This window comes from Bradyrhizobium sp. MI1.7 (assembly GCF_055811795.1).
In genome coordinates this window covers 491792-508022 of sequence record NZ_JBVVPO010000001.1, presented here as the reverse complement: position 1 = coordinate 508022, position 16231 = coordinate 491792, and the positions used below count along the sequence as shown (strand labels likewise).

Annotated in this window: 13 protein-coding genes and 1 pseudogene; 7 read left to right on the top strand and 7 right to left on the bottom strand. The window is 63.8% G+C overall.

Translation table 11 applies throughout. From position 1 onward, the window contains the following. Positions 1-165: 165 nt before the first annotated feature. The 4 genes and pseudogenes from AC0L3X_RS02485 (at position 166) to AC0L3X_RS02470 (ending at position 5247) form a co-directional block, all read left to right on the top strand. Positions 166-1924 (top strand): annotated as a pseudogene (locus tag AC0L3X_RS02485) (cache domain-containing protein). A 131-nt stretch (positions 1925-2055) separates the two neighbouring features. Beyond that, positions 2056-3009 carry an ABC transporter substrate-binding protein gene (locus tag AC0L3X_RS02480; protein ID WP_063984028.1) on the top strand — a complete coding sequence of 318 codons (954 nt, stop codon included), beginning with the start codon at positions 2056-2058 and terminating at the stop codon, positions 3007-3009. A 161-nt stretch (positions 3010-3170) separates the two neighbouring features. Further along, entirely contained in the window at positions 3171-3845 is a 675-nt protein-coding gene (locus tag AC0L3X_RS02475) for a response regulator transcription factor (RefSeq protein ID WP_028146749.1), read from the top strand. A 67-nt stretch (positions 3846-3912) separates the two neighbouring features. Next, positions 3913-5247, top strand: coding sequence for a sensor histidine kinase (locus AC0L3X_RS02470; RefSeq protein WP_371498199.1), 1335 nt, complete (start codon positions 3913-3915; stop codon positions 5245-5247). Between the two features lie 18 nt (positions 5248-5265). Here AC0L3X_RS02470 and AC0L3X_RS02465 read toward each other — a convergent pair whose 3' ends face one another. The 6 genes from AC0L3X_RS02465 to AC0L3X_RS02440 all read right to left on the bottom strand — a co-directional run bounded on the left by AC0L3X_RS02465 (position 5266) and on the right by AC0L3X_RS02440 (position 11627). Then, positions 5266-6552 (bottom strand): M20/M25/M40 family metallo-hydrolase, encoded by a 1287-nt coding sequence (locus AC0L3X_RS02465; RefSeq protein ID WP_063984026.1) that lies wholly within the window; start codon positions 6550-6552, stop codon positions 5266-5268. Positions 6553-6673: 121 nt separating this feature from the next. Then, positions 6674-8275 (bottom strand): TRAP transporter large permease, encoded by a 1602-nt coding sequence (locus AC0L3X_RS02460; RefSeq protein ID WP_063984025.1) that lies wholly within the window; start codon positions 8273-8275, stop codon positions 6674-6676. Beyond that, complete coding sequence (locus tag AC0L3X_RS02455) at positions 8272-8811, bottom strand: TRAP transporter small permease subunit (protein WP_014496195.1); 540 nt, start codon at positions 8809-8811, stop codon at positions 8272-8274. The genes AC0L3X_RS02460 and AC0L3X_RS02455 overlap by 4 nt, the downstream gene beginning before the upstream one ends. Positions 8812-9111: 300 nt before the next feature. Further along, on the bottom strand, positions 9112-10164 hold the full coding sequence (gene moaA, locus AC0L3X_RS02450) for a GTP 3',8-cyclase MoaA (RefSeq protein WP_231144576.1): 1053 nt from the start codon (positions 10162-10164) through the stop codon (positions 9112-9114). 131 nt (positions 10165-10295) lie between these two features. After that, entirely contained in the window at positions 10296-10799 is a 504-nt protein-coding gene (locus AC0L3X_RS02445; protein WP_063984023.1) for a hypothetical protein, read from the bottom strand. A 153-nt stretch (positions 10800-10952) separates the two neighbouring features. Next, positions 10953-11627, bottom strand: a complete 675-nt coding sequence (locus AC0L3X_RS02440) for an HAD-IA family hydrolase (RefSeq protein ID WP_063984022.1) — start codon at positions 11625-11627, stop codon at positions 10953-10955. A gap of 165 nt (positions 11628-11792) precedes the next feature. On the opposite strand from AC0L3X_RS02440, the gene rpiA reads away from it, so the two are divergent. The 3 genes from rpiA to gor all read left to right on the top strand — a co-directional run bounded on the left by rpiA (position 11793) and on the right by gor (position 14589). Then, positions 11793-12518, top strand: a complete 726-nt coding sequence (gene rpiA / locus AC0L3X_RS02435) for a ribose-5-phosphate isomerase RpiA (RefSeq protein ID WP_028146742.1) — start codon at positions 11793-11795, stop codon at positions 12516-12518. Between the two features lie 2 nt (positions 12519-12520). After that, positions 12521-13069, top strand: coding sequence for a DUF2059 domain-containing protein (locus AC0L3X_RS02430; protein WP_063984021.1), 549 nt, complete (start codon positions 12521-12523; stop codon positions 13067-13069). Positions 13070-13200: 131 nt separating this feature from the next. Next, a complete protein-coding gene (gene gor / locus AC0L3X_RS02425) occupies positions 13201-14589 on the top strand; it encodes a glutathione-disulfide reductase (RefSeq protein WP_063984020.1) in 1389 nt (462 codons plus the stop codon). Positions 14590-14858: 269 nt separating this feature from the next. On the opposite strand, the gene AC0L3X_RS02420 is transcribed toward gor, so the two are convergent. Continuing rightward, positions 14859-16154: a DUF892 family protein gene (locus AC0L3X_RS02420; protein ID WP_063984019.1), complete on the bottom strand. Its 1296-nt coding sequence runs from the start codon at positions 16152-16154 to the stop codon at positions 14859-14861. Positions 16155-16231: the final 77 nt, after the last annotated feature.

Sequence of the window (16231 nt, the reverse complement as noted above, 5' to 3'; positions counted from 1 at the left end):
CAATTCAGCCATGGCGCCAATTTGTCGCCGGACCGCGTTGCTGGTCCGCCCTAGAAAGCGCGAAGGGTGCACCGGTACGCTCGGGTTCGAATGAACTCCACCCGACGGCGGAGCGACATGTTATTCTGGGTCATTGTATTTATGTGATTATCAGGAGACCGGATCATGATTCCTCAGGATCGGTTTCGCGGCCTTTTTCATAAATATCTGTTCGCGCTTTTCGTGGCTGTCGCGATCCCACTTGCATTCAACGGCGTCATTGAGGCGTGGTTCGGCTATCGCGATCAGCGCGCGAGGCTCGACCAGTGGCTTAGCCTCCAGTCCGCATCCGCGGCCGCCGAGATACACGATTTCATCCACGGCATCACGAGTCAGCTTGGCTGGCTGGTTCAGCTTCCATGGAGTGACGAGTTCGACGAACGCCGGCGGACCGACGCGTTGCGCCTGCTTCGACAAGCGCCCGCCATCGTCAGTCTCACACTCCTCGACGGCAATGGCCTGGAGCGTCTCTACATCTCGCGGATCGGCCTCAATCGTATCGAGAGCCGCACGGACCGATCAGCCGATCCCGCCCTGGTTGGTGCCCGCGCAGCTCAGATCTGGTTCAGCGACGTCAGCTACAATCGAGGCTCCGAACCGTACTTGACGGTCGGGATTGCCGGCAACCGACCGGCTGTCGGCGCAGTCATAGCCGAAGTGAACCTCAAGCTGATTTGGGACGTGATCTCGGCGATCAAGGTCGGAAAGACCGGCTCCGCCTTCGTCCTGGACCGATCGGGTCGCCTGATCGCCCATCCCGACATCAGCCTCGTGCTCCGCGGGGCGGAGGAAGCAACCTCCAAGCCATTTCGGGCTGTGCGGGACGCGATAGGGTCGAAAGCGGGCTTCGCAACGAGCCGGGATGCGCAAGGACACTATGTTGCCGCCAGCGCTGCTCCCGTACAGGGCCCCGACTGGACAGTCGTGGTCGTGCAGCCGCTATCCGAAGCTTACGCGCCGATCTATTCCGCCCTGTGGCGGACGGCAATGCTTCTCGCAATCAGCACCATGCTCGCAGGCATTCTTGCCTATGCATTGGCGCACCGGATGACGGAGCCGATCAAGCTGCTCGAGGAGGGCACGGAGAGGATTGGTGCCGGGTCCTTTGACCACCGCATCTCGATCCACACCGGGGACGAGTTCCAGCGTCTTGCAAACAGTTTCAACAGAATGGCGTCCGAGCTGGCGCTGGCGCAGCAGCACCAGGAGCGCATCGCCAAGCTCAAGCGGTTCCTTGCCCCCCAGGTCGCCGATCTCGTCGATCGAGCCGGCGATGACAGCGTGCTGGACGGCCGCCGTACGGAAGTCGTCGTTGTCTTCTGCGATTTGAGGGGGTTCACCGCGTTTTCAGCAGGCGCCGCGCCCGAGGACGTCATGAGCGTATTGTCGGAATATTATGAAAGCCTTGGCAGGGTCATCACGAAATTCGAGGCAACGCTGATCAATTTCTCCGGAGACGGACTGATGGTGCTGGTGAACGCACCTGTCCCGGTCGTAGAGCCTGCATTGAGAGCCATCGATCTCGCCATCGACATGCAGACGAACGTGCAAGCCCTCATCGCCGGCTGGCGATCGCGTGGCTACCACATTGGTTTCGGAATCGGCCTTGCCAGCGGGCCGGCGACTGTCGGCCGGATCGGATACGAGGACCGGCTCGACTACACCGCCATTGGAAGCGTCGTGAATCTTCCGGCTGTGCGCATCTGCCGCAGACAAGGAAATCCTGATCGACGCCAAAGTCGCCGCCGACGTCAAGGGCAGGCGGCCCGTTGAGGATCTCGGGGGCCGCGAGATCAAAGGATTTGACGAAGCCATTCCAGTCTTCGGAATATCCTTCGAGGCTCTCGAGCCGAGTGGCCGCGGGATGCCCGGCACAATCCGCTAGAGACTGTCCGCGTATCCGGGGCTATGCTCCGGCAAACGGCTGACGGCAGCGGGTCCGTGGGCATGAGGTGCGCCAACTCTGAAGCAGCAACGCTACGCAGACGCGCCAGACGGCGTGATTTTCTTCTTTGGATGGCAGGCGCCGCGACGTGGACGACCGTCTCGTATGGGCAGAAGCCCTCCATGCCGGTCATCGGATATCTTTGCCCGGAGTCACCCGAGCTCTTTGGCAGTCGACTTGAGGCTTTCCGACAGGGACTGGAGGAAGCCGGCTTCGTCGAGGGGCGCAATGTGGCGATCGACTTTCAGTGGGCCGCCGGACAATATTCTCGATTGCCAGCCCTGGCTGCCGAATTGGTCGCCAGAAATGTAGATCTGATCGTGGCTCCTGGCGGGGCTCCCGTGGCACTTGCCGCGAAGGGTACGGGTACGACCAAGACCATCGTGTTCGAGATGGGCGGCGACCCCGTTCAGCTACGCGTGGTGGACAGCCTGTCGCGGCCGGGCGGAAATATCACTGGGGTATCGAGCCTGAGCGTCGATGTGTCGCCAAAGCGGCTTGAGCTGATGCGCGACCTGTTGCCCACGGCGACCCGATTGGCGGTGGTCGCCAACCCGACAAGTCCGACCGCACCATCACAATTGCAGAAGCTTCAGGCGGCCGCAGAAACCCTGCGGGTTCAACTGCAGATCTATAGCGCAAGCAAGGAGGATGAATTTGAATCCGTGTTCGCGGCCGTTGCCAGGGACGGGCCAGGCGGAGTTGTGTTTACCTCCGACCCTTATTTTGCATTTCGCAGTGCCCGGCTGGCGGCTCTCGCGATGAAATATCAATTGCCCGCAATCACGCAGACCCGAGACTTTCCCGTGGCTGGAGGCTTGATGAGCTACGGAGGAGATTTCGTGCAGTCGCACCGTCGCGCGGGTATCTATGCCGGACGCATTCTGTCGGGCGAGAAGCCTTCCGATCTTCCGGTTCAGCTCGTCACGAAGGTGGAGCTCGTTGTCAATTTGAAGGCAGCGAAACTGCTCGGCCATCCGTTCTCCGCAGCAGTCATTGCCGGCGCGGACGAGGTGATCGAGTAAACCATCATGGGAACGCGCCCAGATCGGCTTACACGAACCTGACAGGGGGCGCGGGCGAGCCTGCCACGCGCTTTTTCGCTGGCCGAGGCGGCCGGAATGGTGGAAGAGAGCGAAGATGCGGCGCGAGCCGTGATTGCACCGGAACATCCGGCGGGACTGCGATGCGCCTTCTGATCGTCGAGGACAATGTCGAGCTGTCGCGGCTCGTTGCCGCCGGGCTGTCGGCCGCCGGCTACCAGAGCGACATCGTGAGCACCGCGGCCGAGGCACGCGAGGCGGTCAGCAGCGTCAGCTATGCTGCGATGATCCTCGACCTCGGCTTGCCCGACGGCGACGGCCTGTCGGTACTGCGCGAGCTGCGCCGGCAGATGGAGCCGCTGCCGGTGCTGGTGCTGACCGCGCGCGGCGGCCTGCAGGATCGCGTCAGCGGCCTGCGCAGCGGCGCCGACGACTATCTCGCAAAGCCGTTCGCGATGGAGGAGCTGGTGGCGCGGCTGGAGGCGATCCTGCGCCGGCCCGGCCAGCTGCTCGGCCGCTCGCTACGCCTCGCCAATCTCGTCTACGACACCGAGAGCCGCCAGATCTTCGTCGACGACCAGCCGCGGATCATCTCCGCGCGCGAGACGTCGGTGCTGGAGATTTTGCTGCGCCGGCAGGGGCGGGTGGTGCCGAAGAAGAATGTCGAGGACCACATCTTCGGGCTCGAAGGCGAGGTCGCCTCCAACGCGGTCGAGGTCTACGTCTCGCGGCTGCGCAAGCAGCTCACCGAGCACGGCGCCAAGGTCGTGATCCACACCATCCGCGGCGTCGGCTATCTCATGTCCGAGGAGAAATAGCGTGGCGGCCGCCGGGGCCTATGGCAAATCGCCGACATTCAAATCGTTGATCTGGCGCATCGTGTTCATGCACATCGTGGCGGTCGCGGTCGTCGCGATCTTCCTGCCGCTGGTGCTGTTCTGGCTGCTCAATTCCGAAGTCGACCAGCTGCACCGCGAAGCCATGCGCGCGCAGGCCGAGGTGCTGGCCGAGCGCATTGTCGCGGCGCCGGACGGCCTGCTGACGTTCAACCTGCCGGACAGCCTGCGGGGCCTCTATTCGGAGGCCTACGGCCGCTATCTCTACGATATCCGCGATGCCGACGGCCGTTTGCTGTTTTCGTCCCGCCGCAAAACGGGAGCGGCCGCGTCGGCGCCGCCGACGCTTTCCGAGACGATTTCCGGCGCCGGCGTCACCCGCATCATCGACGGCAAGATCGTGCGCATCCGCGTGGCCGAGGATCTGGCGCATCGCGACGTCATCATCGACGACATCATCTCGAACTTCTTCCGCCGGGTCGGGTGGATCACCATTCCGATCCTGCTGATCCTGCTCGCCGCCGACATCATCATCTTCCGCCGCGCCATCGCGCCATTGTGGAAGGCCTCGGAGGAGGCCAGCAATATCGGCCCGGCGCGCACCGACATCCGCCTGCCGACGGAACAGATTCCGCGCGAGATCATGCCGCTGGTCACCGCCGTGAACCAGGCGCTCGACCGGCTCGAGGACGGTTTTCGGGTGCAGCGGCAGTTCACGGCGGATGCCGCGCATCAATTGCGCACGCCGCTCACGATCCTGCGTACGCGGATCGAGACGCTGGGCGATGGCGCCGCACGGCAGGCGCTGCACGCCGACATCGAGGGCATGAGCCGCATCGTCGCCCAGCTGCTGGAGATCGCCGAGCTCGACACCCTGGTGCTCGATCCCGGCGAGACCGCGGACCTGCGCGCCGTCTGTGCCGAGGTGGTCGGCTCCATCGCGCCGTTCGCGATCGCGCAGCACAAGGACATCGCGCTGAAGGGCGCCGACGCGCCGGTGCTGATCCATGGCAATGCGGAGATGCTCCAGCGCGCGATCTTCAACCTCGCCGAAAACGCCATCAAGTTCACGGCGAAGGATACCGCCGTCGACGTCGAGGTGCGCGAGGACGGTTCGGTGCGCGTGCGCGATTGCGGCCCCGGCATCGCGGAGAACGAGCGCGAGCTGATCTTCCAGCGCTTCTGGCGCGCCGACCGCCAGCGCAGCGACGGCGCGGGCCTCGGGCTCTCGATCGTGCGCGGGGTCGCGGACGATCATGCCGCGACGGTGGCGGTGGAGAATCTTCCGGGCGGCGGCGCGGAGTTCACGCTGCGGTTTCGGCTGGCGGAGAAGACGGCTTCTTCACCCTCTCCCCTTGTGGGAGAGGGTGGCTCGCCGCGATAAGCGGCGAGACGCGGCGCGCTATTTCAGCTTGCCCGTGGACAGGTCCATGACCATGCGCGTGGCCAGATAGAGCCGCGGCACGATGCTGTTGATCTGCACATATTCGGCATCGTTGGAGTGCGCGCCGAAGCCTGACAGGCCCATGCCTTCCACCACGGCGCCGCTGGTCTTGAGCGCGGCAAACGCGGCGTCGGTGCCGCCGCCGGTGGCCTTCTCGTCGACCTTGAGGGACAGTCCGATCTCCCCATAGATCGTCTTGCCGTAGGCCGCGACGCGGCGTGAGGCATCGTTGGCCTCCAGCGGCGGACGACGTACCTCGAATTTCAGCTCGACCCTGGAGTCGGGCAGCAGGCGGTTCTTGATCTTCTCCTGCAACGCCTTCTGCAACTCGTCGAAATCGGCGACCTTGAGCGCACGTGCGTCGGCCTGGGCCGAGGCGTCGGCCGGGATGACGTTGCGGTTGGTGCCGGCCTTCGAGACCGTCCAGTTCAGCTTCAGGCCCTGCTCGGGCTTGGACAGGTCCTTCATCTGCAGCACCTGGTGCGAGAGCTCGTACAGCGCGTTGACGCCGCCCTCGGGCCGCGCGCCCGCGTGCGAGGACTTGCCGTGCACCGTGAGATAGGCCGAGCCGATGCCGCTGGTGGCAAGGCGCAGCGTGCCGTCGGTGCCGCCGCCCTCGAACGAGAACACCACGTCCTGATCCGCGGCGAATTTGGTGATGGTGCTGCGCCAGCCGGGCGAGGAGATCTCCTCGTCGCCATTGGTGAGCACCGTGAGCGTGCCGTAATCCCTAAAATTGAGTTTCTGGAGCATCGCCACGGTATGGAGAATGAGCGCGACGCCCTGCTTGTCGTCGGCAATGCCGAGGCCGTAGGCCTTGTCGCCGTCGACGCGGAACGGTTGGTCCTTCAGCATGCCCTTCAGGTACACCGTGTCCATGTGGGCGATCAGCATGATCTTCTTGCTGCCGGTGCCCTTGAACACGGCGTGCACGGCCGGGCCGATTGTCTCGGGCGTGTCGTCGAGGCGATAGACGTCGGTGGGGTGCAAAATCTCCACCGTGCCGCCGAGCTGCTTGAGCTGGCCGGCAACGCGCTCGGCGATCTGGTTCAGGCCGTCGATGTCCTTGCTGCCGGATTCGATACTGACGAGATCGCGCAGCGTGTCGAGCAGCGGCTGCTGCTCCTTTTGCGCCAGCGCATGGACATCGGTCATCGGTTCCGCATGCGCAAACGTTGCGGCACATGCCACCCAGAGCGATGCGATCAAGGGAGCGAGCGACGGAGCAGGGAGCGATCGGGACATGCGCGGCGGTCCATCAGTTGGAGGATGGCCCGGTATGCCCGTGTTTGCGTTGCTTGTCACGCGCGCGGGCGCGCGCGTCATGAACCGCCGAGGCGGAACATGACGGCGATGGTTATGGCCGCTACTTCTGCGGCGGTCCGAGATCCAGCGGCGGCAGGTCGATCTGCGGCACTTCGATCTTGACCTTGTCGAGGTCGACGTTGAGCGGCTTGTCGAGCAGGCCCGTCACCGTGATCGGGAAGATGATCACGAGCAGCACCATGATCAGCTGCAGGCCGATCCAGGGGATCGCGCCCCAATAGATGTCGGAGCTCTTCACTTCCTTCGGCGCCACGCCGCGCAGATAGAACAGCGCGAAGCCGAACGGGGGATGCAGGAACGAGGTCTGCATGTTCACGCACAGCATCACGCCGAACCAGATCAGCGCCGCGTCCGGTCCCACCACCGGGGCGAGGACCTTCTGCGCGATCGGCGCGATCATCGGCAGGATGATGAAGGCGATCTCGAAGAAGTCGAGGAAGAACGCCAGGAAGAAGATGAAGAGGTTGATGAAGATCAGGAAACCCCACACGCCGCCGGGCAGCGAGGTCAGCAGATGCTCGAGCCAGACGCCGCCGGAGACGCCAAGGAACACCACCGAGAAGCAGGTCGAGCCGATCAGGATGAAGGTGACCATGCAGGTGAGGCGCATGGTGGACTCGTAGCCCTGCTTGATCAGGTCGCGCAGCTCGGGGATGCGTGCGGCCTGGATGCAGATCCACGCCACGGCGAGATAGGTGACGGCGAACGAGAGCCTGAAGACCAGGTTCTCGGTGAACAGCATCGCGACGATGGTGCCGACGCCGGCGGCGATCACGCCGCCGATCAGGATCATGCGATCCTTCGAGGTGAAGTCCTTGTGATGGATCGCGGCGAGCACGATGGCGCCGACCGCGCCCATCGCGCCGGCTTCCGTCGGGGTCGCAAGACCCATCATCATGGTGCCGAGCACGACGAAGATCAGCACGGCCGAGGGGATGATGCCCATCAGGCACTTCTTCCACAGCGCCCAGCCGGTGAGCGTGCGCGCTTCCTTCGGCACCGGCGGCACGTGGCTCGGCTTGATCAGGCCGAGGATGAAGGTGTAGCCGGCGAACAGCATGATCTGGAACACCGACGGACCCCAGGCGCCGAGATACATGTCGCCGACCGACTTGCCGAGCTGGTCGGCGAGCACGATCAGCACCAGCGAGGGCGGCACCAGCTGCGTGATGGTGCCGGAGGCCGCGAGCACGCCGGTGATGTAGCGCATGTTGTAGCCGTAGCGGATCATCACGGGCATCGAGATCAGCGCCATGGCGATGACCTGGGCCGCCACCGTGCCGGTGATGGCGCCGAGGATGAAACCGACGATGATGACGGAATAGCCGAGGCCGCCGCGGACCGGGCCGAACAGCTGGCCCATCGAGTCCAGCATATCTTCGGCTAGTCCACATCTCTCTAATATGGCGCCCATGAAGGTGAAGAACGGGATCGCGAGCAGCAGCTCGTTGGAAAGCACGCTGCCGAACACGCGGCCGGGAATCGCCTGGAGGAAGTTGAGGTCGAAGAATCCGAGATGGATGGCGAGGAAGCCGAAGGAGAGGCCGACCGCCGCGAGCGTGAACGCGACGGGGAAGCCGATCAGCATCGCCAGAACCAGGCCGCCGAACATCAGCGGCGGCATCATTTCCAGCGTAATCATTGGGTCGGCCTCTCGTACTTGGCGTCGATCGTCACATAGCCCTGGAGAGCCGCGATTCGCTTGATGACTTCGGAAACACCCTGGAGCGCCAGCAACACGAAGCCGGCGGGGATCACGAACTTGATGGGCCAGCGGATCAGGCCGCCGGCATTGCCCGACATCTCGCCGACGTTATAGGCCTGCATGAAGAACGGCCAGGACAGATAGGCGAGCAGGAGGCAGGAGGGGATCAGGAAGCAGAGCGTGCCGATCATGTCGAGCCAGAGCTGGCCGCGTTCCGAGAGCGTGAGGTAGAAGATCTCGACGCGGACATGCTCGTTGCGCTTGAAGGTGTAGGACGCGCCGAACATCACCAGGATGGCGAACATGTACCATTGCAGCTCCAGCCAGCCGTTCGAGGAGTTGCTGAAGGCATAGCGGATCATGGCATTGGCCGCGCTGACCAGGCACGCCAGCAGCACCAGGATATTACAGACGTACCCAATCTTTTCATTGAGGGCGTCGATGGCGTTGCTCACCGCCAGCAATGGACGCATCTTACTTTCTCTCCGTCGCCGTCGCGGCCTAACACTTTACGGGAGGCTTCAGCACGCATCGCCTGGCCGGCGTGCGAAAAGCACGCGACCGCACGGACAATATTCCGGAGCGATTGCGGCGTCAGTCCTCCCCTCGTGCCTTGCCGTCTTGACCGCGACCGCCAAAGGGGCGCGGCCGGCTTATTGCTGCCGGGCAAGCAAAGGCGGCTGCACCAAACCAGCGGGCTTGTGCGCCGTCAATCGGAAAATGGGCAAATTGACGCCGAGTCAAAAGCTTATGGCGGGGAGGGCGCGAATCCCTCAGCCGCCCGTGACGCTCATGTGCCTGGAGACGCTGGGGCGGTCGTGGCGGCGGTCGATGATGAAATCGTGGCCCTTGGGCTTCAGCCCGATGGCGAGGTCGATCGCATCCGCAAGCAGCATGTCGTCGTCAGATGCACGCAGGGGTTTGCGCAAATCTGAAGCATCCTCGTGGCCGAGGCAGGTGTGCAGCGTGCCCGTGCAGGTGATGCGCACCCGGTTGCAGGATTCGCAGAAATTATGGGTCATCGGCGTGATGAAGCCGAGCTTGCCGCCGGTCTCGGCAATGCTGACATAGCGCGCCGGCCCGCCGGTGCTCTCGGCCAGATCGGTCAACGTGAATTGCTGGGCGAGCCGCGCGCGCACCAGCGACAGCGGCAGGTACTGGTCGATACGGCCCGAGCCGATCTCGCCCATCGGCATGACTTCGATCAGCGTCAGGCCCATGCCCTTGCCGTGCGCCCAGCGCATCAGGTCGGGAAGCTCGTCCTCGTTGAGGTTCTTCAGCGCCACCGCGTTGATCTTCACGCCAAGCCCAGCGGCGCGCGCGGCTTCGATGCCCTCCAGCACCTTGTCGATCTCGCCCCAGCGGGTGATCTCGCGAAATTTCTTGGGATCGAGCGTGTCGAGCGAGACGTTGATGCGGCGGACGCCGCAATCGGCGAGCTCCCGGGCGTGTTTCGCAAGCTGGGTGCCGTTGGTGGTCAGGGTCAGCTCGCTCAGGGCGCCGCTCGAAAGGTGGCGGGACAGCGAGCGCACCAGCGTCATCACGTTGCGGCGGACCAGCGGCTCGCCACCGGTGAGCCGCAGCTTCTTCACGCCCTTGGCGATGAAGGCCGTGCAGAGCCGGTCGAGCTCTTCCAGCGTCAGCAGGTCCGCCTTGGGCAGGAACGTCATGTCTTCCGACATGCAATAGAAGCAGCGCAGATCGCAGCGGTCGGTGACGGATACGCGCAAATACGAGATGGTCCGCCCGAACGGATCGGTCATCGCGCTCGACAGCGCGTCGCGGGGGGTCGCTGCTGCGAGAGGGCTCGCGGAAGGTCCGTTCATACCAGATGCCTTGCCAAATGCCTTGTCACTTACGGCGACGGGCGCACCTTTGCTTCAGTGGTGCTCTGGAAGCAATCTAAGCATCGGACGCGGTTAGGACAATCGGGTGGTATACGTAATCAGCGCCTGGATCAGCGCTTTCCTGCGTTCGGATCGGGAAACGGCGAGGCCGCCACCGCAGCAGGTGCAGCATCCGCAGGGGCCGCAGCGGGTGCGGCATCCGCAGGTGCCGCGGCGGCTGCGGCCGGCTTCGGCTTCTTCGGCCGGTGCGGCTTCTTCACAGGCTTGGGCGGCACTGCCGGCTGGAGTTCCGCGAACACCGGATTCGGGTCGGTGGTGACCGAGGCGGGCGTGGTGAAATCCCCGGGATTCTTGATCACGTTCACCGGCACGCTGGCCGGCTGATATTTCGGCAGCGCGAAAGCGACGGCGAACGGCGCGTCGGGGGCGGGAACCGAGACGGAGCAGGGGGTCTTGCAACCCGCACCCAGCGAGGTCGTGGCGTCAGCTCCTGGAGGATTGGATTCCAGCCGGACCTGGACGGTCGGCGGCGCCGATTTGAACATGTCCCAAGACATCGAGGAGCAGCCACCAAGGCTCGCTCCCGCTAGCGCAATCGCGATGACACGACGCATGACCACCCACTTCTAACTGCGACGAACCGCCACATCCCCGGGCGAACCTACGAGCGTCGTTCCAAGCAAGCAACCGGCGCGCTGCGCATAGTTAATAGATGGTTAACGCAGGGTTCCGTAGAATATGGCAGTTATCTCAGAGGCTTGTGGTTCCTAGGCAGTCATCAGGCTGTGGGCCGCGGCCGGCAGGTCGCGCATGTGATGGATCAGCCGGTCCGGCTTCAGCTCGGCGATCGGCACGTCCGTATAGCCGAAGCTGACCCCGATCACGGGCACCCCGGCGCGCCGGGCCACGCCGACGTCGGTTCCGGCATCGCCGACCATGATGCTGGCTTTGACCGCCCCGCCGGCGCGCGCCACGGTCTCGCGGAAAATGGTCGGATCGGGCTTCTGGACGCCAAAGGTGTCCGCGCCGCAGATCGCGGCAAAGCGGCGGGTGAGGTCGAGCTGGTCCAAAAGCCGCTTCGACAGCCATTCCAGCTTGTTGGTGCAGACCGCCAGCCGGTGGCCCTGGGCGGCAAACTGGTCGAGCGCGGCCTCGAGCCCTTCGAACGGGCGGGATTCGACCGCGATATGGTCGGCGTAATAGGCGATGAAATCCGCCGTCATCCGGTCCATGTCCGCCGGCGTGACCATGCGGCCTTCGGCCTCCAGCCCCCGTTCGATCAGCTTGCGGGCGCCGGCGCCGATCATGTTGCGGGCCGAGGCCATCGGCACGGGCGGCAGCCCTTCGCGGTCGAGCACGAAATTCAGCGCGGTGATCAGGTCGGGCGCCGTATCCACAAGCGTGCCGTCGAGATCGAAGACGAGGGTGTAAGGGGAGGTCATGGTTCCAGCGCTATCGGGCCGGCCGGATCGGCGCAAGGGCCGAAGCCATAAGTTCACCTTATAAGATCGGCCCGGAGGCCTGTTCCGGCGGGAAAAACGAGGCTACATAGGCCGCCGCAAGCAACCTATCGGCGGCACACTCTAAAATTCAGGGGCGGGCGCATCGTGAACATGGACCAGTTGAAGCGGCAGGCTGCGGCGCGCGCCCTCGAGGAGGTGCGTGACGGCATGCAGCTCGGGCTCGGCACCGGCTCGACCGCCAAGCATTTCGTCGAGCTGCTCGGCGAGCGCGTGCAGGCCGGGTTGAAAGTGATCGGCGTACCGACCTCGGAGGCGACGCGCCTCGATGCGGAGCGCTGCGGTGTGAAGCTGACGACGCTGGACGAGATCGATCATCTCGACCTCACCGTCGACGGCGCCGACGAGATCGATCCCGACTTCAACCTGATCAAGGGCGGCGGCGGCGCGCTGCTGCGCGAGAAGATCGTGGCGGCCGCCTCGGATCGCATGATCGTGATTGCCGACGACAGCAAATGGGTGCCGACGCTCGGCCGCTTTCCGCTGCCGATCGAGGTCATCCCGTTCGGGCTCGGCGCGACGCGCCGCGCGATCGAGAAGGCATTTGCCGAATGCGGCGTTTCCGGGCAAATGGCGGTCCGCAAAGCCAAAGGCGGCGACAAGGATGGCCACGTTTTCGTCACCGATGGCGGCCACTGGATTCTCGATGCTCAGCTCGGACGCATCGTGGATCCGCCTGGCCTCGCCAAGGCGTTGAGCTCGATCCCCGGCGTGGTCGAGCATGGCTTGTTTATCGGCTTGGCCAGCTCGGCCGTTTTGGCGGGCGGCGAGGGAATTCGCGTGATTGAACGGCGTAAGCCGAAAGGAGACTAGGAATGAAGAGCGTATTGAGATTCTTGCCGGCCGCGACGCTTGCTGCTGGACTGGCCGTCTTGGCGGTCCCGGCGATCGCGCAGCAGGCCGCGCCGGCCCAGAAGGCTGCTCCCGCGCCGGCCCCGCCGAAAGCCTCGCCTGCGGCGATCGCGGCGGCCAAGGAAATCCTGCAGATCAAGAACGCCACCGCGATGTATCAGGGCGCCGTGCCTGGCATGGTCGAGAAGACCAAGATCACGCTGATCCAGCAGAATCTCAACTACCAGAAGGAGCTCAGCGAGGTCGCGCCGATCGTGGCCCAGCAGCTCAACGGCCGCCAGAACGAGATCGGCGAAGGCATGGCGCAGATCTATGCCAGCGAGTTCACCGAGCAGGAACTGAAGGACCTCGTCACCTTCTACAAGTCGCCGCTGGGCAAGAAGCTGATCGACGCCGAGCCGCGCGCCATCGGCCTCAGCATGGCCTTCATGAACTCCTGGGCCCAGAACTTCTCCGAGACCGTGATGGGTGCCTTCCGTGCCGAGATGCGCAAGCGTGGCAAGGAAATCTGACAGTACCTATCTGATCAGAAACCCCTGAAGCGCGTCATCGCGCTTTAGGCTGTTATTTGCGCATGATCCTATCGGAGAACCGCTGCACACTTCTCCGGATCATGCGCTGAAAGAAGAGGTCGGAGTGGACAATGGCTGAATTCGACGTCGACCTCTTTGTCATCGGCGGCGGCTCGGGCGGCGTGCGTGCCGCCCGCATCGCGGCCGGCCACGGTGCGCGTGTGATGATCGCGGAAGAGTACCGCATGGGCGGGACCTGCGTGATCCGCGGCTGCGTGCCGAAGAAGCTGTTCGTGATCGGCTCGCATGTCCGTCACGAGCTGGAAGATGCCGCCGGTTTCGGCTGGACCGTTCCGCCCGCAACCTTCGACTGGCCGACGCTGATCGCCAACAAGGACAAGGAGATCGCGCGGCTGGAAGCGGCCTACACGACGAATGTCGAGAAGTCGGGCGCGCAGGTCGTCAAGAGTCGCGCGGTGATCGAGGACAAGCACACCGTCCGCCTGCTCGAGAACGACCGGAAGATCACCGCAAAATACATCCTGATCGCCACCGGCGGCGCGCCCAACCACGGCGCCTCGATCCCCGGCATCGAGCACGTGATCTCCTCCAACGAGGCGTTCCATCTGAAGAAGCTGCCGAAGCGGATCGTGATCCAGGGCGGCGGCTATATCGCGCTGGAATTCGCCGGCATCTTCGCCGGCTACGGCTCCGACGTCACCGTGATCTATCGCGGTGACAACATCCTGCGCGGTTTCGACGAGGACGTTCGCGCCCACGTCCGCAGCGAGATGGAAAAACAGGGCATCACCATTCTCACCGGCTGCACGGTGGCGAAGGTCGATCGGCACGGCGAGGAATTTACCACGCATCTGTCGAACGGCTCGAGCCTCGCTTCCGACCAGGTGATGTTCGCGATCGGCCGCCATCCGTCGGTCGCCAATCTCGGCCTGGAGAAGGCCGGCGTCGCCATCAACCCCGAGAATGGCGGCATCGCGGTGGACCATTTCTCGAAGAGCTCGGTCGACAACATCTATGCGATCGGCGACGTCACCCACCGGCACAATCTGACGCCGGTTGCGATCCGCGAGGGGCATGCGTTTGCCGACACCGTGTTCGGCAAGCGCGAGGTGCAGGTCGATCATTCCTACATTCCGACCGCGGTGTTCTCGCAGCCGGAGGTCGGCACGGTCGGTCTGACGGAGACCGAGGCGCGTGCGCAATTCAGCCACGTCGACATCTACAAGACGACGTTCCGCCCGATCAAGGCGACGATGTCCGGCCGTGACACCCGCGTGCTGATGAAGCTCGTCGTCGATGGCTCGACCGACCGCGTGCTCGGCTGCCACATCGTCGGCGATTGCGCCGCCGAGGTCACCCAGGTGGTCGCGATCGCGGTGAAGATGAAGGCGACCAAAGCCGACTTCGACGCGACGATCGCGCTGCATCCGACCGCGGCCGAAGAGCTGGTCACCATGCGCACGCCGACGGCGCGGCATGTACGGCAGGCGGCGGAGTAGGACCGGCCTTTAGCGCGACCTCAAAGCACTGAGATCACGTCACGTCATCTCCGATATCTTGCCCTTGCCTTGGCAGGACTCGCATTTGACTGGATAGATCTTGCGACCCGGGTGCGTTGGCTCCTTGGATTTGGGAAAGCCGGTTCCATTGCACAGCGGGCAGGTATGTTCTTTGATCTTCGGGGGCATGCTAGATCCTTTCCGGCTGTGGTGGCGCAGCGGCCCCTGCAGGGGCCGCGTTGCCTTGTGGTCAATGGTTCAAGGCCGACCTAGCCTCCGGCGGGCTCATCCTCGGCGAAGGTCTGCTCGATGGCGGCGGGCATCTTCGCAACCGACATCAACGAACGTGCGACCTGATTGAGCAACTGGTCCGCGTTCTCTTCCTCCGCCAGATTCTTGGAAAGCAGCGCGACGACGGCGGTGTGACGCAACTGCTGCGCCAGGTTGCGGGCGGTCGCGTAGCCGGCAATCTCGTAGTGCTCGACACGCTGTGCCGCACCGATCAACGCGAGATCCGCAGCGGCATCGTCCTTCCTGGCGCCCTCCTTGATCACTTCGTCGCCTTCCTCGACAAGCCCCTGCATGCCCTTGCAAGCCTTGGCGCGCGGCTTCTTCCCAAGAAGTTCGAAGCACTCGTCGAGACGCTCGATCTGCGCTTCGGTTTCGGCCAGGTGAACGGTGAACAGCTCGGAGAGCTGGTCGTAGCGGGCAGCCTCGATCATCTGAGGCAATGCCTTGGTCAACTGCTTCTCCGCGTGCAGGAGATCCCGCAGCTGATCGATCAGCAGGTCGTCAAGGCCAACGGACGGTTCCGATGGCGAGCTTTCGGCAACGATGGAAGGCGCTGCGCCGGGATCGCCGCTCTGGAGTGCCGGTGATTCCATGAACACCCAGTCCTCGCCTTCATTCCAGGGACCTCTTGTGTCGATTTCTCCATTGTCGCCGGACCCTGTCGAATCGTTGAAGAACTGGTCCACGAGACCGGGCGTCGGAGCGATGCGGCCGATGCTGAACGTGGGCTTGTTCATGCTTTCCAGCGCGCGTGAGAACGCCTTCATGTGGGTGATTTCCCGTGTCATCAGGAATTGCAAGGCGTCCTTGGTGCCGGCGTCATCACAGAAATTGATCAGGCGCTCATAGACGATCTTGGCCCGAGCTTCTGCGGCGATGTTGCTGCGCAGATCGACGTCGAGTTCTCCGGTGATCTTGAGATAGTCCGCCGTCCAGGCACTGCCTTGCGAGTTGAACAGATTGACACCGCCGCCTCCGGCAATCGCGATCAAGGGATCGGCTTCCGCCGCTTCGCGATCGAACTTCATGGGTTTCAAGTGCAGCCGCGCGAGCGATCCGACGACCTCAAGGTGGCTCAACTCCTCGGTTCCAATATCCATGAGGAGATCCTTACGGTCGGGATCCTCGCAGTTGAGACCCTGAATGGAATACTGCATGGCGGCCGCAAGCTCGCCGTTGGCGCCACCGAATTGCTCCAGCAGCATATTGCCGAACCGGGGATCGGGCTCGTCGACCCGGACTGTGAACATGAGCTTTTTGACGTGATGATACATGGAAAGACCTTTGACTACAGGAGATACCGGGGCCAACTGAGCGCTGTGTTGGACGTTCCTAATTCGGATCGTGCCGC